Raw genomic sequence first — 19,465 nt, 5'->3', positions numbered from 1 at the left:
CCTCATCCATGCAGCACCGCCTCAAGCCCCCAGCGCCGCCTCATACATGAAGTAGTGACACCGCTCCATCCCCAACCCCGCATACGTCGCCTGCGCGCGCTCGTTCTCCACTTCCACGTACAACCGAAGGCCCACCGCACCCGCACCTTCGGCCATCGCCTTCACATGCGCGTACATCCCGCGGAACACTCCGGCACGCCGCGCCTCGGGCGCCACGTAGACACTCTGCACCCACCAGAAATCGCCACACCGCCAATCGCTCCACTCATAGGTGACGAGCAGGCAGCCCACGGCGACGCCGTCCAGTTCGGCGATCAGGTAGAAGCCCCGGCGCGGCTCGTCGAACACCGCACGCACGCCACGGCCGATGGTCCCGGGATCGAGGCGCTTCTCCTCGGTCTCCCATGCCATGGCGATGTTCCAACGGGCGATGGCGTCGGCGTCATCCGGCGCGGCGCGGCGAATCTCGAGGGTCATGGGGTTATCCGTTCGAAGGACGGCGCTTGCGCGAAGCACCGAGTTTGCGTGTGAGGGTATTGCGGCCGACGCCAAGCGCCGCCGCCGCATGTTGCCGGTGGCCATCGTTGGCGATCAGCGCCACTTGCAGCAAGGTCTTGTCCAGGGCGTCGCGCGCACGCGCGTGCACGTCCACCTCGCCCTGCGCCAGCGCATCCTGTGCCCAGACGCGCAGGGCGTCCGTCCACTCCGCGCTGCGCGTTTCGCGCGCGGGCAGTCCGCCGAGATCGCCCGCCTGGATTTCCGGACCCGGGGCGATCACCGCGAGCCTCCGGCACAGGTTTTCCAGTTCACGCACGTTGCCCGGGTAATCGCGCTGTTCGATCAGTTTCATCGCGCCACGCGAGAAGCGCTTCGGCGGCAGTTTCAACTCCGCCGAGGCTTGCGCGAGGAAATGCCGCGCCAACAGGGGAATGTCGCCGCGCCGCTGGCGCAACGACGGCAAGGCGATGCGTACCACGTCGAGACGATGCTTCAGGTCCGCACGGAAGAGACCGGCGGCGACGCGCGCCTCCAGGTCCTGGTGCGTGGCCGCGATGATGCGCACGTTGCCGTGCATCAACTCGCGTCCACCGACGCGGTAGAACTCGCCACCCGCCAGGACGCGTAGCAAGCGCGTCTGCAACGCCAACGGCATGTCGCCGATCTCGTCGAGGAACAAGGTGCCGCCATCGGCCTGCTCGAAGCGGCCGGCGTGACGGCGCGTCGCCCCCGTGAAGGCGCCGGCCTCATGACCGAACAGTTCGCTCTCCAGGAGTTCGGCGGGAATGGCCGCCGTGTTCAAGGCCACGTAGGGCTTGCCGCGCCGCGCGCTTTCCTCGTGCAGCGCACGCGCCACCAGTTCCTTGCCCGTGCCTGTTTCGCCGGTGATCAATACGTTGAGGTCGCTCGCCGCCACGCGGCCGATCAGGCGGAACACCTCGCGCATCGCCGGGCTTTCGCCCATCAAGGCATGCGCATTCCCACTCGGCACCGGCACGATCACTTCCTCGTGCGCGATGGCGAGCGTGCGCTCCACCGCCTCGACCGCGCGGTCGAGGTCGAAGGGTTTGGCGAGATAATCGGCCGCGCCCGCACGATACGCCGCGGCCGTCGTCGCCACGTCGGTATAGGCGCTCATCACGATCACCGGACCGATGTTGCGCCGGGTGAGGTCTTCGAGCAGGCGCAGACCGTCTTCGCCCGGCATGCGCACGTCGGTCACCAGCAGGCCCGGCTTGCCCTCGGCCAGCGCCGCGCGCACCGCGTCGCCGGCACTGAATTCGCGCACGGTGTGCCCGGCGTCGCGCAAGGCTTCGGCGAGCACGAAGCGCACGCCACGGTCGTCGTCGGCGATCCAGATTTCAGTCATGCGGCCGCTCCATCGGAAGGTACAGCGAGAAGACCGTCTCGCCGGGATGGCTGGTGTAGCGCAGGTCGCCGCCGTGTTCGAGGGCGATTTCGCGCGAGAGCGCGAGGCCAAGGCCCGTGCCGTCCGGCCGTCCCGACACGAGGGGCTGGAAGAGTGAATCGCGCAACTCGTCCGGCACGCCACGACCGTCGTCGACCACATCGACACGCAAGGCCGCGCGCACCGTCCGCTCGCCCAGGCGCGCGCCATGTTCCACGCGCGTGCGCAGCGTGATCGTCTCCGCCCCGGCTTCCCCGGCGTTGCGGGTCAGGTTGAGCAGCACCTGGAGCAGGCGGTCGGTATCGCCGAGGCTGTCCGGCAAGCTGGGGTCGTAGTCGTGGCGAAGACGCGGGGCATCCGCTTCGGCACCGACGAGGCCTTCGAGCCGTTCGAGCAACTCGTGTACGTTCACCGGGCCGATTCGTGCCGCGCCGCGATGGCGCAGGAGGCCATCGGCCAGCGCCGCCAGCCGGTCGGCCTCGCCGATCACCATGCTGGCGAGTTGGCGCAGGTCCTCCTCCACCACGCGGCGTTCGAGCAGTTGGGCCGCACCGCGCAAGCCTGCGAGGGGGTTCTTCACCTCATGGGCGAAGCCGCGCAGGGTTGCCGAGAGGGGCGTGCCGCCCGGGGTCAGGTCGGGAGCGAGGGCGTGAACCTCGACCAGGATCCGGTCCTCGTCGATCGGCTGCATGGTCAGGTCGGCGGTGACTTCGCGCCCCCGCGCCACGCCGAAGGTCACTCCACGGAGGTTGAAGGCGCGGCGTTCGGAGAGGGTACGGGTGAGTTGCGAGGCGAGACCGGGCTCGCGCATCAGGGCCGTCAGTTCCTGGCCTACGGCGGTTCTTGGGCCCACGTCCAGGACCTCGCCGAGGGCGGGGTTGAGCCATTGGACGCGGCCATCCAAGCCCACGATGGCTAGGCCGGTGGACAGCAGGGTCAGCAGTTCCGCCTGGCTGGGTGCATGCATTGCACCAATGTAGGGAGTTAGGGGGGCGGGGGCAATGGGACGGATTCGGGGCTGAGGTGGACGGAATACCATAGTTCTCGCTGCAGTGAGCACTATGGTGAACGCACGAACGGAGACGGCGTGACTAGGTTGATGGATGCGGATTCGCCCCCGCCGATAGGTGCCTGTAAGTGATTGATTTGCTTATAGCCCTTTTGCTTGATCGGCCCGTAAAGGGTGGACTGGGCTACGGTTTTGCTTTTTTGGTCCGTTTTCTTTGCGGCGTGCTTCCTGCTCCGCCCGGGCCTGACACTGCTTCGCTCTGAATATGCTTCACTTGCCGCCGATCGCATGGCAGGGAGGGTCTGTTTGTGACAATTAATGTTGCTGCGCTTACGTATGACGCCATCGTTCTCGGTTGCGACAGCTTCTCTAGTCTCACCGACACCGCAATCTTTCCATTCCGCCCAGATGGCGCGGGCTTTGCGCTCGACGAGAATGGCGATTTCATTACCGACAGAGATGGCAACTTCGTTGTCGCTCTCGCCCAGCCTCACATCGAGACTGTTGCCACCACAGTATTCGGGGGCGTCAATAAGATGTTTCTACTATTCGAGGACGGCGATACCAGCGTCGCTGCGACGACTGCGGGAATGGGCACGTTGAACGGGCTGACCATCGCGGCTCACGCTGGACGTTATAGACGAGCGTGCGGTCGGGCGAACACCCACTTTGACTCGGTCAGCGCCGTTGCCGAGGACTTCCGGGCATACATCCGCAGCGAATGGGAGAGGCAAACCGACTGGGAGAACCTCCCTGACGAACGGAAGCGATATTTGGGAACGGTAGAGCTCATCGTGGGAGGCTTTTCGCCAGACCACGACCACGGCCAAGTATTCGTGATCGATACCAAGGAGAATTCCTGCCATGAGCAGTTTGAGGAAGAACGGTCGGGTCTCTGCTGGACCGGCCAGGCAAACTTCGTCGAACGGCTCCTGAGCGGCGTCGACGGAAGGTTGCGGGCCATTGTTAGCCGTGAGATCGTTCGGGCGCTCGAGGACCAGCGAACGACGCTGCTGGAAGGAGTTTCACGGGAACTTCACGTTGCCGGAATCGCCGTTCCTGATGGAACGGAACTTCGGATCGAGGAGACGGTCGAACCGTCCCTACCGTGGTCGGTGGGCTGGGCAGATATAGATTATGCCAACCTCCCGACTCAATACGGCATCGATCTAGTTTCGTTCCTGGTTAACACACAGTCCGGTATGCAGCACTTCAGCAAAGGTATCGCAACGGTCGGGGGGCGTACCCACATTGGCGTATTGCGGCGTGGAGAGCGCTTCACCATGCTTCACGAACCGGAACTGACGCACGACCACACGGGATTCAGCCATGATAGATAACGGGTTTACCAACTCAGTTAGATCACCCCGATCATCGAAGGGCGCCAGTCCTTCGAAGCCGTCAGAGCGGACCGGAGCGGTTAGCACACCCAGGTCAGCTGAGACACGTGGACCTACGAAGACACGCTCGTACACCGTAGTGTTCAATGATGGCGTTTTTTCCGTGAAGAACGGTTCCGTTAGGAAGCGATGATCGCCCGCCTTCTTTACCGTGTGCCGTAGAAAGGCCTGCTAGCTCACTAGCAGGCCTTTTTTTGCAGGGACCATAGGGATACTAACGGCGCTCATGCATACCTAGTAATTCGCTCGGCCTACCCCGCAGCCGAACGCGGGACGGGACGGGACGGGACGGGACGGGACGGGACGGGACGGGAATTTTTTCCAGAGTCCTCCGCGTCCTGCCAACTGGGTGTAACGTCGTTGTCCGCGCAGGGGCTGACCTAACGCATGCGGCTAACTATCGAGCGTGGCCAAGCCAGCCATGGACGAGCTGGTTGCGGCGATGGCGGCCCCTGGATTCCCATAACCAAAACCAAACTCTCGATACACCCAGACCCGGTCCTCGTCGGTCGTCTCGAACATGTATAGGCGATACATTACGACCAGCGACAGCAACCGTGTGGCCACTAGGTTGTCCGCGACACGCTTCTTTAGCTCACGAAGCTCAGCACGAGGCAATCCATTACCCGAATCCAAGCATATCGCGACCGAGATCAGGTCAAAGGCCGAGGAATTCGTTCGCTTGATAACCGCTTCTACATCGTCACGCAAATCGGGGGAACGTGCGCATTCCGCTGCGTGGACCACGTAGCCAAAGCTCAACATTTCGATAATCAACGCAATGATGCGCTCCACTAGCTTCCGCCGTTCCTCGAGATTCTTAACAGCCTTGCCGGCAAAGGAGTCCGCTCTGCGCTGAAGCCGCTCAGGCTCTTTAATCAGTGCGACATAGATGGCTCGCAGGCCGCGCATCGAACCGTTGAAAATGCTGCTTAGAAGCTCCTGCTTCCGGCTGTGACGGAAGCTCGAGTATTGGGCTTTGAGGAGCAGCCCCAATACCTCGGTGGTCTTGAACAGCATGGTCGTCTGAGCTTGAAAGCTAGCTTGATCGCCCGTCTCGGGGACATCCATCAGGCCGTCGTCGCCGTCGTCCATGTCATCCTGGAATTCAGCTGCCTTGGCCCGATGCTCCTTCGGCGTACCGCCTCTGAACTCAATCTTCGGCGCAGCCTTGGTCACCAGATCTGTGACATCACGAATGTCACCATCAAAGCAAACGGGATTGAAATCGGCGAATAGAGCGTCGAGGGTGCCTTGGATAGAGCGCACAAAGAAGTCCTCGTGCGCATGATGAGCCAAGAACAGCACCGTGTTGGCATTGTCACGCACATACAATTGAGCACAGGCCGATTCGATGTACGCCCGAACCTCTTTGTCGTCGATCTGCTCAGCGAGATATTTGCCCTTGAGATAGTAGTACACATACGGGTAGCGAAACGACAGAGACGAGCCGCGACGCTCCAGGATCTTGGCTTTGAGTAAGAATTCCAATCGGGACTCAAATTCGGTCGTCGTCCACTCCTTCGCGTATTCCTGCGTGAACCTTCGCATACTCGCCTCAGACAGGTCCTCCGCACCACCTAAATGAAACGTCCAAGCAAGGTGCGCACAATAGTCGAACAGTTCGTTGAACTTTTCTAAAGGCGCATGAGAGCCACGGAATGCCTCCGAGATAAGGTAGTGGTAGTAATGACCGAGGCTGCTGTCGATAAGCTCAGGCCCACGCTTGACCGTCAGGCTTTGCAGTAGCGTGACCAGGTAGAGCGGCAGCGCCGGAATAACCTTTCGAGTCATGACATGATTGACCACGCGCTCAGACTCGTCGCAACGGACCGTGAACTCAGCTTCGCTGAGGTTGGGTTCGGAGAATCCGTACCAACGCTGGATCAGCTCTTGGCGTGCTTTGTATCCAAATGGCTGAAGACTAAACCGGCGTAGCTTGACTCCGTCCAGCTCCAGACCGCCCGTCGAGAACGCCTTGTCACACGCTATCAACAGGCCACCGCAGACTGCCTTAAGGTTCGCTAACAGCACGCGACGATGTTGCTCGTTCTTGAGCCCGACGAATTGGAAATCATCGACGAGGACGACTTTTCGCGCCACTTCCAGCTGCTGGAAGCGGAGATAGTCGGTTTCGTATTGGGCTTCGAAGGCGCCGCGAATCACCCGCTCGATCTGATCAGGCTGGGTGTGTTTGAGATCCTTACCATTGACGATGACCGGAATCAGCGCTGCATCGCGATACCGCCCAAAGAGCTGATAGAGCAACGACGTCCGGCCCGACTTCTCCTCGCCAGCTACAATGACACCAGTCTTGAGCCACTCCATCGAGGCCAGTTCGGTGCTTGAATAAATCGGCATAGACCCGCGCTTACCGCGCTGGGCCTGATCGGTCATGTCAGGGTATACAAAAAACTGGGCCAGCTCGATTTCTCGGCTGTAGGCGTCCATGATTGGCGCACCTGGGTCATTGAGTGTTCGCTCAAAGGCGGCGCGAACTACGAAGGCCTCACCTTCGGTCAATCGAAGCGCCCGGGGCTGTACCCAAGGTGCGTCGGCCGCGGGCACAAATCTGGTGCCATCGAAGCTGAAACGCCAGGCCGAGACCTGCTCGGCTCCGGTATCAACCGTTAGCACCAAGAAGCTCGCGCGGCCCAGGCCATCGTGTTCTTGCAAGGGCCCGCATTCGACAAAGGTGGTCGTGGCCGCTTCGGTGTCAATGGTTAGCCCGACGTTGGGCTCGTGCTCATGGCCGGTGATCACGATCTGCGATCGCTTCTTCAAAAATGCACGGTAAGGCCGGTACGTCGCTTGATGCAGCCAGTTCGACGGGTGATGCTGGATAGCCACCCGAAGCCCCCTTGCGCTCGGCGCCAAAGCTGGGGCGAAGTCCTCCCAAGGGAACGTGAGCTCGCCGATCTTTTCCTTGAGCGTCGACAGCCAAGCGACGTTGATGGCATCGATGAATACGGACTCGTCGCCCACGACGATCTCAGTGGTACGCCACAAGCGATCACTGATGTCGCGCTTGTTGGTTACACCCTCGAGTGCGTCACGGAAGGCGAAGAACGCCTCCTGAACTCCGGTGCACTTCTTGACGACCTCGTCGTCAGCCTTGTCGCCACTCAGCACGCCCTTGATGAGCATTTTTCGTATGGAGTCGTTCTGGGAGAAGTCGCAGTCATGGTTACCGGGTACGACAGCGACATGTATGGGCAGGTCTCGCTCGGCCCGCAGGCTTGAAATTATTTCACTGAAGAATGGTGTGGCTAGATCGTATTCCTCTGCTCGACCGCTAAACGCGACATCCCCGGCGATCAGCATGAGTACGGCGTCCACATTGGCCAAGCAGACATACGACGCCTGCGCAATCTCTTTTGCCTTACCCAAGATAGGGTCGGCAGCATGTGAGATATGGACGTCGCTCAAGATGAGCATCGCGACCTTCATGGGCGCTCCTGGATTGGGTCATCGACATGGCGCAGGCCGATCAATGGCTTGCACCCCACTCTCAGGTGAACCCATTGGTGCCTCATCCACGGAGCGACCAGCGATGATCCGAATGGATCACCGCGTTGGCGGCGCGCATGAAACCCTGTGCTTCCCCTGTAGCGATCCATCATATCAATGTGCTGAAGCGTCCTCAGTGATATTTTTTCGACCACTCCCCTAAGGCCAGTACGCATTTTCGGCAACGCGTCATGGGCGTGCCTTCGTGTCACGAATGCCGATCCTTGGCAACGCTACGCGGTGCCAGCGGCTCAGGCAGGACGAGGTCGGGGCTTGATGCGTAGGGCCGATGGCACGACGCGCACCGATGGTGCTAGCGCGTGGACGTCTTCGATGGTCGCCTGTTGCTGCTCTGCTGTCATGGCAGGCCCCAGAGTGACGGTGAGATCGTCGAAAGCGTCATAAGCGAGGGGCAAGTCGATGAACTCGACTTCGGGATGCAAGTCGGCGAACACCATCCGCTCTAGGGCCGCCTCCACCATATTCACCATTGACCGCTCATATGCCGCCGGATCCGCCGTGTAGACCATAGCCGGACCACGAATCGCGTGGAGAACGAAGCGATACTCCGCTTGGTCCGCCCATCCGCTGTCTTTGACACGCGCCAAAATTGAGCCGTCGCCTCTGACGGTAATGCCCTCGTTTGTGACATTAATGAGCTGCGCGATGACGGCCTGCGGATCGGTGGCGTAGTGCACTCTTCCGCCGAAGGTCTCTTGCAAGTCCCCGCTCATGGGGGTCGCGATATAGCCGTTTCCCAAGAAGGTCTCTTTTGAGAAGGGAACTAAAAGATCGGTCACCTTGAGGCCCACACGCTGAGGCGTGCCATCGGGTTTTAGCCTTCCGGTGCCTCGGGATATCTCCAGAGACAGTGGTGACCATGGAAAGCGCAAGGTGTCTACCGAGAGGCGAACACCTTGGTCAAAGTCGCCGTAACGCGACCACATGCCTGCTTCGCCGACTGTTGCCTGCGACCAAGAACTGATGAAGAACGATTTCCGATGTACAAGCGCATGCTGAAACGGCACCTCGGACTCATCGTCGAGCAAGTCCGCGCGCCTGAAGCGAATCGTTCGGTTGGCGAGAATCAGTTTGAGCGTGGCGGCACTGGTGTAGTGGTGAATCATCTTCGTTAACGACAAACATAATGGCTCGAGCATGACGGCGCGTCGGCGCCTGACTGGGCTTGACAGCGAGGGCAGGCGTGGGGCCTGAAAGACCTACAAGCGGCGCCGCGAACAGGCGTATCACGACGTTTGGCTTTCGCCTGGCTTGCAAGATGAGCTGCCAGCGGATTGCACCTCGGTCGAGCCGATTGATGTGGTGATTTTTCTGCGGCCTATTATGGCCGTTTGCAATACTGGTGTCTGCGGCACATACGATGCGACGAAAGATGGTCTTTGCGTTCGTCCATTACCAACGACTTCCTTGACCGTTCGTCTACCCACGAGTGCAGACGAACGATGCAGCCCTAGCGCGAGCATTTGCCTCAATTTTCTGATCAGGTCACCACGTCCGGGACGCACCCCTAGACCTCGCTTGCAGACCACCCGTAGTGGGCCAGAGCAATGCGTAGGCTGAGTCGCCGACGCGGATTGCATCCTCCATGATCTCCATGCCGCCCCCAAACGTCCACCCATCAAACCAAGCGTGGGCCGGTACGCGGCGAGGCCCACGTGCCGGCTCCGCTCTGAAGCTCAGGTCAAACGCGGCGCTCTCCGCCCCCAGCGCCTCTGTAGGAAACCAACCCGCTTCGGTACCCGCTGGACCTCGATGGAACCACTGCCTTCGCCCATGCTTGGCCACGACAAACAGCAACGGTGAAGCGCTCAATTCTGACATTCGCAGAGCGGTTGCGACGAGGCTAGTTGAGAAAGCTGATGCAACGGAACGCATGTGCTTCCACGTTGGTTGCGCTGCGTCCACGAAGGGTACAAAAAGTCGTGTGGGCATCAATAGCGACGAGGCGTAATGATCGGCCGTCAGCTCTGGCTCTCGACCTACTCGGGGGTCGCCGTCTATGTCGCCCGACAAGCAATACAAGCCTTGACCTCGGTGATAGTGCCAGTGTCCCAATTCGTGGGCTAACGAGAACCGTTGCCGCTCTGTCGAGCAGTCCCGATTGACTGTGACCATGGCACGAGCCTCATGTCCAACGAGAAGCGCATCGCAACCAGTCAAGCGGCGATAGGTTACCGAGATGCCCACTGTCAACGCGATCGCGTCGAGATCGATGTCTTTTGGATGGTCAATGCCCAGCTCGTCGATGAGCGCCTCTGCGGCCAAATCACTGGCCACTCGATGGCTCCGAGATTAAACCCAATGCTAAGAGAGAGCGATAGACTTCTAGCGCATCGCTTTCCGACAAGGTCTGGCCGTTTCTCGCGGCCATAGTGATCGGCCGTTCTCCCGGGTTGGCACGCCAGTATCCGAGCACCGCTGCCTTGGCTTCGGCGCCGGACACGCTAGGTAGTGCGTCGGCGCGCGATTGGCCGGCGAGGGCCATCTTTGCCCTGGCCAATCGGGCAGCCCCGCCGGCTCGCTTCGCGCCCATCAATGCGCGCGCAGCGGCGGCATCGGCGGCAGACACATCGCCAAAGGCCAGGCGCAGCTCCTCCTCGACCTCCGCGTCGGTCAGGCGATCGACATCCTCAAGCAGGAAATCAAGCGTCCGTTCGAACTGGTCTTTCGCATCGTTGGCGTGCTTGGTCATGCCGTCCGCTCCTCGTCGGCGTCGCGATCCCGAAGCCGGCGGATCTGCCGCTCCAGGGACTCGAACTCGGTCCAAGGGATGCTAAGCATGTCACGCAACTCCTCGCGCGACATCCCTTCTGCTCGCCCCTCAAGAACCATTAGTACCCGACCGTCTTTCGACGCCGCCGCGATGCGTTGCACCCGCGCGACGAGGTCGTTCATCCACACCACGGCGTCCTCGGCCGACTCGACGACCAAACCATCGAGATCCTCCGAGACTTCGTCCAATGCATCCGTTCGCTCCGCCTTCTTGCGCAGGTTATTTAGTTCGCTACGCATGGCATTCGCAAGAAAGGTCACAACGGGTACATGCCTGGGACAGATTCGTCGGCCAGTCAAGGCCGCATCTAGGGCTTCTTGCAGCACGTCTTCAGCGCTTGAGCCTGGCAGGCTCGATGCGAGACGGGAGGCGGCGACCATCAATCGCCGCCATTCGGCACGCGTAAGCTGCTGAATCAATGAATGAATTTCGTCCGTAGACCGGATGGAATGATCGGGATCTGCTTTGGTCACGGCGGCCTCCTTGTGCTTAGGCTCTCCAGACGCGCCCGTTAGGACACGCCACCCAACTTTACCGCCAACGCGATGCCCCTGGAGATAGTTCCTTCGGTCATGTCCGAACTTGCCGTTTCCAAGCGCCTAAGGATATGGGCGGCCCTGTGCCCGACCTAACGCGTTGTATGTTCGATTCTTAGTCGAACACAGCATCTGTGTCCATGGACTCATAAAGATGAGTTGTCTCTAATTTCATGACCGCCATGGGCTTTTATACGGACCTCCTCGAGAGCACAGATTATGACCACCGAAAAGAAAAAGCTTCATATTTTCGTCAACCAGGATAGCCACGAGGTCGAGACACAGACGATTTCGTACGAGCGTGTCGTCGATCTCTACCTTGGCGCAGGCCAACCGCAGTCGAAACAGTACGTCGTCAAGTATTCCCATGGCCCCTCGGAGAATCCGAGTGGCACGCTCGCACCTTCAGAAGAGGTTAGAATCAAAAATGGCATGCGATTCCGTGTTTCTGGAACTGGCGAGTCGTAATCCGTTCGTCCGGGACCTCCATGAACTCGGCTACCACGCCGACTTCTTGGGGGGGCACTTTTCGCTCTACGGCTTGCCCTACCTGGATCAGGCCGGCGCTATTCAATATGGCGATCTGTTCACCCCCGTTGCCCTTGGTCCCGAATCAGTGATCGAGCCTGCCGGCACCCACCAGGTGTGGTGGCGTGGCGGCCGGCCGTACGCCGCGGGCGGAGTCGAGCTGGGCATTGGTGCCGCACCTGCGACTGTCCAGATCATTCCCGGCATCATGACGGACTGGGCGTTCTCGTTGAAGCTGCGGGACGATGACCAGCAGCCGCGCAACTACGTCTCCTTCCAAGAGAAGATCCAAACCTATCTCGACGTCATAGTCCGGCCAGCTATAGCGGCGCATCCCGGCGCGACACCTTTGCGTGGCATCGAACGGCGGGCTGCCGAGCAGGGATCGCCGCTTCGGCTCCCAGACACGGCTTCTTCGAACTACGGCATTAACGACCTAAGTGACCGCCTTCGACGAAAAAAGGTAGCCATTGTCGGACTCGGGGGTACCGGATCATGCATCCTGGATTTTGTTGTGCGAACACACTTGGAAGCCATCACGTTGTTCGACGATGACAAGATTCACGTCCATACGCTGTTTCGGATCCCAGGAGTCATAGGCAGCAACGCCATCGGAAAGCCGAAGGTCGAAGCACTGAGTCAGTACTACGACAGTTGGCACGCTGGCATCACACCTGTGCCAGAGCGGGTTACCGCCGAGAACATAGATCGTCTGCGCGATTTCGACTTCGTCTTCGTCTCAGTCGACGATGGCCCCTCGCGGCGCTTCATCGTCGAATGGCTGAGCAATGGGGGCATCCCCTATGTCGATTGCGGTATGGGACTCAATCGATCCTTCGGCGGAACGCTTAACGGCGTGGTTCGCATCACCGGAATCGATCGCGAGGCCTACGAACGAGCCGTGGATAGCCCATACTTGCCAACTGTGAATCCGAAGGATGCGGAGTACCGCAAGCAGGCGCAGATCATTGAGCTCAATGCGCTGAATGCGGCGATGGCCGTTGTCCGCTTTAAACAGCATTTCGGGCTATATGACCGGACGAACGACGCCGCGTGGTACACCTTCGAAACCGCGTCATTTGAAGCGGACGCCGAGCGAGCCAGCGAATGAGATACAGATATGAGGCAGTACAGCGTATTCCTGCGGAGTTGATCGCGGGCGTCGTGTACCACAACGTGGAATTCGAGTTAGCAGCGCTCCTTTGCGCATGCGGATGCGGTCACCGTATCACGCTGTTGGTGCCAGACGGTCACCGTATCTCAGCGACGGTGACTGGACCGTCTATTACGCCGTCGATTCTCGTTGCTGATGCTCCGTGCCACTCGCATTACTTTATTTCCAATGGAGAAGTGGAATGGCTTCGGGCCTTCTCACCAAGCCAAGCCGAAGCGATCATGCGGAAGCAGGTAGCACGTCACGTCGCCTCTGATCGGGCTAGTCGCTCGTGGCGGGAGCGCACGCGTCGGGTGATCGCACGAGCAACGGGCAGGCTCAAGCGGTTCATCACCTTCGGCCGATGAGCCAAGGGGGAGCCGCCGCTAGCTCTTGGCACTCCGCCCACTGCGAGTATGACGCGGCGAGCCGGGGATTGGCCGGACTACTGGTCAAAGACCACTGCCGCCCGTGTTCGGCCCGCATGCGGCCGCTCTTAATCTTGATGCGACCACAAGGATACAAGCCCAAGACTTAGCTGAGACCCATGTTTATTCATCCAAAGCGACGCGCGTATTGATAGGATTGCCGCCGCCGTACAGTGACTGTTTGGATTCAGACTAACGAAGCCGCCCCGACGACGCCCGCCAAAGAGTGACTGGCGACGCCGCTGCGTTGCAGTCCCTATCACTCGAAGAGCGCCCGCAGTAACGAATACTCTCGCTTGATCAAACTATGTAGAGACTGCCTGTCATGCTTCGGAAGCGATGCCCGCTCTCGTTTGGCGTCATCGCTCTGAACCCTATCAAAGCTTTCGCCACAATCAACGTTGTGAAAATAGTCCGACGTGTTGATCTCTGCAATCGGTGCAAAGAAGCCAGTCTCCCTGCTGTACACCGCCCCCTTCACTCGATAGAACCGGAGCAATTCAGTTGTCACGATTTACGCTGAAGCTCAGATGCGACTCGACATCGTAATTACTTCCCCGGAACTCCTATTGTAGGTGATCGACATCGATCGTCGCACCAATTGATCCAGCAAAAAGCGACATGGACGGGGGAATCTCAATACTCGGACATCGCGGGTCATCGCCCATAACGACAATGGTTATAACTGCTCTACCTTCTGCAGAAAAACGACGAAAAGCATCGATGTTGGACAGAAGATCTTTCTCGATTGTGTTCCAATGTGACTCCACGGACTGTTCCGGGCCGCCTTCCGAGCGAAGCGTCCATAGATTGGATCTTGGTAAGTCTCGCTCGCTGTTTCGCTCGCCTCGCAATAATTCCGTATAAGGCTTGATGCGAGTAACGGCAGAAATATCACGAGGATGCGTGGTTGTGCCGATGAGTGAAAATGAGATGAACAATTTCGACGACATTACTTCCACCCGTTCGAGTTCATATTTAAGTATTCCATTTGCCCGGTTCCTTGCCGTGGCCCGGAATACATGTTCCCATTCCCGTCGACAAATATGTCACGGTCGCTGCCGAGGTTTAGATCCCTCTTCATTTCATGTGCGTCTTTGTATCCGTTTGCCTCACATGCCTTGTCCAACTGTCCCGGTGACATCCGCTTCGCATCCTTCGCATCTTGTGGCGAGGGCTGTGATCCATCGTCGGAGCATTTCTGGAGGTCGAAGCCGGGAAGCTTGAGAATCGTTTTGCACTTTGTAGCGAGCCCTAGAGGATCTACGTAACCAAGCGGATTGCTTCCTACGTAGGCGAACGTAGTAGTGCCTGCGAGTAAACCGAGTGGATCGCTTTGAATGTACCGCCCAGTTGCGGGTTCATAGTCACGGTTTACGTTGTAGCTCAGCCCACTCTCTGCATCGAAGTACTGACCGGGAAAACGAAGATTCAACGTGTAACCCGTCAGAGACGCCGGCAGCATCTCGCCAAACGGGTTTCCCTGAAACACCAACGTCCAGATCGTCACGCCCTTGGCATCGGCGACCGCACGAGGCGTACCCAATGCATCCGCGTGAATATATCCGAAAGTCGCAATTCCGCCAGCGATGTCGACCGTTGCAATAGGCAAGTTGTCCAGCCAGACAATATCCCGGTTCGTGGCCCCATACTCGGCCAATAGCTGACTGTTTTCGTCATACACGAACCGCGTGATACCAGCAGCAGGCGTTGTTACCGTCTTGGACACTCGCTGTCCGAGCGCATTGTAGACGTACGTACCTACCGTAGCGCCATTGCGCCGGACCGCCGTCATGCGATTGCGGCCGTTGTAACCGTAGCCGAGTGCCTCGCCGGCGATCGTGCTTCCGGTCGTGTTTCCATTGGAATCGTAGGTACGGGAATCGGTTCCTACGCTCGTGAGCCAATGAGTACCTGCCTGATAGCCGTAAGCGCCGGTGGCTTGTCCTGGCGCCACCTTGTTCAGTCGATCGCCGGTCCTGTTATACGTGTAGGCCTCGATCGCCGCGCCATCCGCGTCATTCACGGAGGTCAGGCGGTAGAGCGGATCATAAGTGTAGGTTTCCGTTGCCGGAATGGCGCCAGGGGTGGCACCGAGCGACACGAGGTTGCCCATGACGTCGCGTGCGAAGTGCAGATCGAGCGCCGGGCTGGAGACGTCGGTGACCGCAAAGTTCGCATCGTAAGTTCGCGTAACGGTCTGCCCGCTCCCCAGGCGGTAACTTGCCACCGGTCCGAAAGGCAGATAGGTGACGCTACTGACCACGGTCTGGCCCACCCCAGGGGCCGTGAAGAGTATCGATACCGTGCGACCCCGGTAGTCCCGCGAATAGGTCACCTTGCCACCATTTGGATACGTCACGGTGTCCAGCCGATCCGCGCGGGTATAGGTGTAACTGGTCGTGTCGGTCTGTGTTCCGAGCGTCTGGCTCTTCCGGGTAACGTTCCCACGCCGGTCGTAGCAATAGGTCGTTGTCACGGCCGATTCCACGATGCGGGTGAGCCGGCCGATCGGGAAGGAGCCCGCGCATCCGGTCGTACTGTCCGGCTCGTCGTAACGCCACAACACGTTGTCGGCGGTCGTCGGGTAAGTCGCCGAGGTACGACGGTTCAGTGCGTCGTAGGTGTAGCTGACGGTCGTGCCACGGGCATCCGTGCTGGTCGTGGCGTTGCCAGCCTCGTCGAAACCTGCCGACGATGGCCCCGTATCCGGGCTCACCTGGTTCACGACATCGCCGAAGGCGTTGCGAACGTACGTGGTCGCTAGGCCCTCGGGGTCGCTGATGCCCTCGATGTGATCGAGCGCATCGTATTGCGTCACGGTCTGCGTGTTTTGAGTGGCCGCTGTCTTCCCGCTGGCATCCTGAATAGCCACGACCAGTCGATCCAGGCCGTCGTACGTTGCCTTCGTCTGCACGCCCAGGCCGTCGATGTTTTGTACGAGATGGCCGTTGCCGTCGTATGCGGCGGGGGCGCTGGCATCCATGATCACGTGGTTCAGGCCGTCGAAGAGTCGGGTCAGGCGTCCCAAGGCGTTGTATGTCCGCGTTACGCCCTTGATCACGACGCCAGACGGATTGAGCACCTGCTCTTGCACGCGATTGCCCGCCGCATCGAGAATATAGTGAATGCGGTTTCCCGCGGTGTCCTTGATGTCCGTCAGGCGATGGGCGTTGTCGTAGATAAAATTCGTGACGACACCGCTGGGGTCGGTGAGGGTCTCGACGTTGCCGTACGTTGTGTAGGCAATTTTCGTCAGGACGTCGCCCGATGCATCCGAGCCATCGGCATTGGCCCGTACCGTCCGCGATTGTAGCCATCCGCGTGGCGTGTACGTGAGATCGGTGATGACGCCATTGGCATCGATGGTGCGCGTCGGTCTACCCGCGCCGTCGTACTTCGCAATGCGGGTGACGTGGCCCAATGCATCGGTGACGGACTTCAGGTCGCCGTGTCGCCACTGAGCGGTATCGTCCATGTAGTACTGGTACGTCGTGGTCTGCACCACGTCCTTGCGCGGTCCGGTGATACTCAGCAGAAGACCGGCTAGCGGACACTGTGTGGTGTCGACCACAGCGCAATAGGTGTAGATCCAGCGACGTACGCCAGCAGGGACATCTCCGGTCGGCGAGCAGACATAGGTCGAAGCGCCAGGTTCTGCGAGATCCGCTTGGCAACGTGCAAGCAATAGCCCTGTCGCATCGTAGACCTGGCTCGTGGCCATGAGCGCCGTTCCGGCACCGTCGAGCACACGCGTCACCAATGGCAAGCGAAGACCCGTGTCCCATGTGGTCTGCGTGCGCCGCTCCTCGGGCAGGCCCACTGCTTCGCTGGTCGACTCCAGTAACCCAAAGGCGTCGTATGTGGTCTGCGTCGAAACGCCGTTGAAGTCCACCATGCTCGCTGGGAAGCCGCGCGCATCATACGTGCGAGACTGCCAGGGCTGACCGCAGTCGGGGGTGCAAGGACCGTCGAGCGAACCCACCCTCATCAGGCCGTCGATAGAAACGGGCGCGATGCGAACGGTATTGCCTAGCGGGTAGGTGATCGCCGAGGTTCCATCGGCCTGGTAAGCGATCCGCGTGGTGCCAACATTGCCGTTGAACGTCGACGAGGTTGCCCGTCCAAGGTCGTCGTAGGTGATGCTTTCGTAACGTATACCGCGCTGGTCCGTGATGCCCGTCAGCGCGTTCGGCAGCGGTGTTGCACCGACAAAGCCGCTCTCGTTGTAGGTATACCTACGGGTTTGATTGTCCGCATAGACCACCTGACTGAGGTTGGACGAGGAAGAGCCGTAGCTGTAGGACAGACTCTTGCCATCGGGCAGCTTCACCACACTGAGCCGGGCGGAGCTGTCGTAGGTGAAGACGAGCTGGCGGCCCTTTGAGTCAGTTACCGTCGACAGCAATCCGATCGCCGGCGAAGGCGTGGCCGTATAACTGAGCGTGATTCCCTGGCCGTCCTGGCCAACCACCGATATCAGGTGACCGGCCAGATCATAGTTTTCGGTCTGTCGTGTGCCGCCGACAAACAAGGCGTACCCCATGGGCGCGCCCTGCGCGTCACGGAGATCGGTGAGGATGTCCGTCCGCGTGTCGGCGAGCCATGAGCCGGTACTGTCGCTGCGCGTGTAGATCGTCTGCTTACCGTCGGGGCGCAATGAAATGATGGTGTTCGCTGGATTGCCCGAGATGTTCAGCGAGCGATCGAAGACGTGCCGCCAGCGGAACCCCATGGCCGCCGGTGCGGTCGCGCCGTTGCTGTTGTAGAAGCGCCGGAAGGTGAGCCAGGGGCCGCCCTCGTAGTCGTCCTCCTGAAGATGGAAGTTACCGGTGGAGGCATCGATCGGGTCGCCCACGACGTTTGCACCCATGACCTCGGCGCAAGACGAGCCGTTGGCATTGCCGCTGGCGGTGCCGCCGCTCCCGCTACCGGACTTGGCGGAGCCGAGACCGCCATCGCACCTCGCTCCGCTGCCGAGGTTCTTGGTTGCCTGCCCACCATAGCGCGTGATGTCCACCGTGCCACTGGAACAGCCGGCCTGGGTTGAGGTCCAGGTACCTTGTAATCGAGTGCCGTCCGGTGTCTCGGACAAGGCGAGCGACATCGACGTCTTGCATCCCGTGTTCGAGCCGCCTTGCGCAAGGATGGTGCCGTCGCCGATCGTCAACGTGTTCCCCGAGACGCCGCCGGCTATCGACCATAAGTACCAGCCACTGGCATTCGACAGCGGCGTCGTACGACGCGTGCCTGTCACATTACCGGCAACGTCCTGCGTGAGTTCGAATTCCTCGGCCCAGTCTGCGGCGGTGGAATCACCGGCTGCATGCAGGTTGCCGTGCCAGGTGCCGGTCACGTCAACGGTGGCAGCGATGCCGTTTGGTGCGGCTGCCGGGACAGTCGTCGTCCACGCCGGGAGCTGTCGTCCTGACGACGGCGAGGCATCCTGACCACGTGCTTCCGGCGAGATCACCGCGCCAGCGACGAAAAGCACCAGAACAGCATACCGCCATGCGATACCGACCAAACCCATCCCTGTGGCGGGCCAATTCGCCCTCCCTCCCTGAGTGCCCCGAACGTCCATCGCGTTTCCCTGCCGTGTTTGTCTGAGCGCGTGGAAAGCCCGATGCGCGCTGCACGCAAGACTACGTATTCAGGAAGTAGCGAGATATAGGAGTGGTCCTACGTGACGCGGCTAGTTATATGCAGTTTTGGCAAGGAGCCATCAAGCGTGTAACCGGTCGCCGCGGCACTAGCTACGCCGCCAGCTGCCGGTTCCGCGCGAGGTAGCGAAGCCCGATCGAAAGCGCCATCTCGTACCCGGCGGCGGGATTGCCCGGCGTGGTGACACTCACCAGGGACGGATGAGCCGGAGAGATCGTCGCCAGGTCGCCGGCGCGGCTATCGGCGTGGATCTCGATCAACGGCACGCTCAACGCGTTGAGCGCGCGGCGTAACGGAGCCACCTGTCCCTCGGGTATCGCATCCGCGTCGACGTCCAGAAGGACCAGGTCCACCGAGGCAGCCTCCCGGCCGGCCAGGCAATCGGTCACCTGCTCGATGTCGGCGCAAGCTCGCCAGACCAGGTCTTCCCCTTGCGCTTGCGCGCGGTCCCATAAACCCATCAACGCGTCATCGGCGACCGCCTCCGCTTCTTGGGGATGAACCGGAGCGACAAGCAACAGAATCGACATCGGAGAA

The 19,465-nt window shown here is 60.2% G+C and carries 15 protein-coding genes; 4 read left to right on the top strand and 11 right to left on the bottom strand.

What is annotated here, in order from left to right; all coding sequences use genetic code 11:
• Window positions 1-21 precede the first annotated feature (21 nt).
• Genes J2T07_RS08065 through J2T07_RS08055 form a run of 3 tightly spaced genes read right to left on the bottom strand, consistent with a single transcriptional unit; the run spans window position 22 to window position 2,873 of the window.
• The gene (locus J2T07_RS08065) at window positions 22-477 is read right to left on the bottom strand and encodes a GNAT family N-acetyltransferase (RefSeq protein WP_306848843.1); all 456 of its coding nucleotides are present in this window, start codon (window positions 475-477) and stop codon (window positions 22-24) included.
• Between the two features lie 4 nt (window positions 478-481).
• Complete coding sequence (gene ntrC, locus J2T07_RS08060) at window positions 482-1,867, bottom strand: nitrogen regulation protein NR(I) (RefSeq protein ID WP_306848841.1); 1,386 nt, start codon at window positions 1,865-1,867, stop codon at window positions 482-484.
• Window positions 1,860-2,873: a two-component system sensor histidine kinase NtrB gene (locus J2T07_RS08055; protein WP_306848840.1), complete on the bottom strand. Its 1,014-nt coding sequence runs from the start codon at window positions 2,871-2,873 to the stop codon at window positions 1,860-1,862. Before J2T07_RS08055 ends, ntrC begins: the two co-directional genes overlap by 8 nt.
• A 350-nt stretch (window positions 2,874-3,223) precedes the next feature.
• Between J2T07_RS08055 and J2T07_RS08050 the strand changes: the two genes are divergently transcribed.
• Window positions 3,224-4,255 carry a hypothetical protein gene (locus tag J2T07_RS08050; protein ID WP_306848839.1) on the top strand — a complete coding sequence of 344 codons (1,032 nt, stop codon included), beginning with the start codon at window positions 3,224-3,226 and terminating at the stop codon, window positions 4,253-4,255.
• 453 nt (window positions 4,256-4,708) lie between these two features.
• Here J2T07_RS08050 and J2T07_RS08045 read toward each other — a convergent pair whose 3' ends face one another.
• The 5 genes from J2T07_RS08045 to J2T07_RS08030 all read right to left on the bottom strand — a co-directional run bounded on the left by J2T07_RS08045 (window position 4,709) and on the right by J2T07_RS08030 (window position 11,092).
• A complete protein-coding gene (locus tag J2T07_RS08045; protein WP_306848838.1) occupies window positions 4,709-7,765 on the bottom strand; it encodes a metallophosphoesterase in 3,057 nt (1,018 codons plus the stop codon).
• A gap of 311 nt (window positions 7,766-8,076) precedes the next feature.
• Window positions 8,077-8,985: a hypothetical protein gene (locus J2T07_RS08040; RefSeq protein WP_306848837.1), complete on the bottom strand. Its 909-nt coding sequence runs from the start codon at window positions 8,983-8,985 to the stop codon at window positions 8,077-8,079.
• A 346-nt stretch (window positions 8,986-9,331) separates the two neighbouring features.
• Window positions 9,332-10,033: an ImmA/IrrE family metallo-endopeptidase gene (locus J2T07_RS19140; RefSeq protein ID WP_430539341.1), complete on the bottom strand. Its 702-nt coding sequence runs from the start codon at window positions 10,031-10,033 to the stop codon at window positions 9,332-9,334.
• Window positions 10,034-10,112: 79 nt separating this feature from the next.
• Window positions 10,113-10,538 carry a hypothetical protein gene (locus J2T07_RS08035; protein ID WP_306848836.1) on the bottom strand — a complete coding sequence of 142 codons (426 nt, stop codon included), beginning with the start codon at window positions 10,536-10,538 and terminating at the stop codon, window positions 10,113-10,115.
• Entirely contained in the window at window positions 10,535-11,092 is a 558-nt protein-coding gene (locus J2T07_RS08030) for a hypothetical protein (protein ID WP_306848835.1), read from the bottom strand. Before J2T07_RS08030 ends, J2T07_RS08035 begins: the two co-directional genes overlap by 4 nt.
• Window positions 11,093-11,374: 282 nt before the next feature.
• Between J2T07_RS08030 and J2T07_RS08025 the strand changes: the two genes are divergently transcribed.
• The 3 genes from J2T07_RS08025 to J2T07_RS19135 are packed head-to-tail and all read left to right on the top strand — an operon-like array spanning window position 11,375 to window position 13,204.
• Window positions 11,375-11,623 carry a multiubiquitin domain-containing protein gene (locus J2T07_RS08025; protein ID WP_306848834.1) on the top strand — a complete coding sequence of 83 codons (249 nt, stop codon included), beginning with the start codon at window positions 11,375-11,377 and terminating at the stop codon, window positions 11,621-11,623.
• Window positions 11,598-12,794, top strand: coding sequence for a ThiF family adenylyltransferase (locus tag J2T07_RS08020; protein ID WP_306848832.1), 1,197 nt, complete (start codon window positions 11,598-11,600; stop codon window positions 12,792-12,794). The genes J2T07_RS08025 and J2T07_RS08020 overlap by 26 nt, the downstream gene beginning before the upstream one ends.
• A complete protein-coding gene (locus J2T07_RS19135; RefSeq protein WP_430539327.1) occupies window positions 12,791-13,204 on the top strand; it encodes a DUF6527 family protein in 414 nt (137 codons plus the stop codon). Before J2T07_RS08020 ends, J2T07_RS19135 begins: the two co-directional genes overlap by 4 nt.
• Window positions 13,205-13,830: 626 nt before the next feature.
• Here the strand turns inward: J2T07_RS19135 and J2T07_RS08015 are convergent.
• From J2T07_RS08015 to J2T07_RS08005, 3 genes are all read right to left on the bottom strand, one after another.
• On the bottom strand, window positions 13,831-14,217 hold the full coding sequence (locus J2T07_RS08015) for a DUF4279 domain-containing protein (RefSeq protein ID WP_306848830.1): 387 nt from the start codon (window positions 14,215-14,217) through the stop codon (window positions 13,831-13,833).
• Entirely contained in the window at window positions 14,217-18,791 is a 4,575-nt protein-coding gene (locus J2T07_RS08010; protein ID WP_306848828.1) for an RHS repeat-associated core domain-containing protein, read from the bottom strand. Before J2T07_RS08010 ends, J2T07_RS08015 begins: the two co-directional genes overlap by 1 nt.
• Before the next feature lie 229 nt (window positions 18,792-19,020).
• On the bottom strand, window positions 19,021-19,458 hold the full coding sequence (locus tag J2T07_RS08005; protein ID WP_306848825.1) for a hypothetical protein: 438 nt from the start codon (window positions 19,456-19,458) through the stop codon (window positions 19,021-19,023).
• Window positions 19,459-19,465 lie beyond the last annotated feature (7 nt).

It is taken from the genome of Luteibacter jiangsuensis (assembly GCF_030812295.1).
GTDB classification, from domain to species: Bacteria; Pseudomonadota; Gammaproteobacteria; order Xanthomonadales; family Rhodanobacteraceae; genus Luteibacter; species Luteibacter jiangsuensis_A.
This window is presented reverse-complemented; position numbering and strand designations above follow the sequence as displayed.

Excerpts from the sequence above, each read along its gene's own strand:
- J2T07_RS08065 (WP_306848843.1), bottom strand. The coding sequence starts at position 477 with ATGACCCTCGAGATTCGCCGCGCCGCGCCGGATGACGCCGACGCCATC.
- ntrC (WP_306848841.1), bottom strand. The coding sequence starts at position 1,867 with ATGACTGAAATCTGGATCGCCGACGACGACCGTGGCGTGCGCTTCGTG.
- J2T07_RS08055 (WP_306848840.1), bottom strand. The coding sequence starts at position 2,873 with ATGCATGCACCCAGCCAGGCGGAACTGCTGACCCTGCTGTCCACCGGC.
- J2T07_RS08045 (WP_306848838.1), bottom strand. The coding sequence starts at position 7,765 with ATGAAGGTCGCGATGCTCATCTTGAGCGACGTCCATATCTCACATGCT.
- J2T07_RS08040 (WP_306848837.1), bottom strand. The coding sequence starts at position 8,985 with ATGCTCGAGCCATTATGTTTGTCGTTAACGAAGATGATTCACCACTAC.
- J2T07_RS08035 (WP_306848836.1), bottom strand. The coding sequence starts at position 10,538 with ATGACCAAGCACGCCAACGATGCGAAAGACCAGTTCGAACGGACGCTT.
- J2T07_RS08025 (WP_306848834.1), top strand. The coding sequence starts at position 11,375 with ATGACCACCGAAAAGAAAAAGCTTCATATTTTCGTCAACCAGGATAGC.
- J2T07_RS19135 (WP_430539327.1), top strand. The coding sequence starts at position 12,791 with ATGAGATACAGATATGAGGCAGTACAGCGTATTCCTGCGGAGTTGATC.
- J2T07_RS08015 (WP_306848830.1), bottom strand. The coding sequence starts at position 14,217 with ATGTCGTCGAAATTGTTCATCTCATTTTCACTCATCGGCACAACCACG.
- J2T07_RS08005 (WP_306848825.1), bottom strand. The coding sequence starts at position 19,458 with ATGTCGATTCTGTTGCTTGTCGCTCCGGTTCATCCCCAAGAAGCGGAG.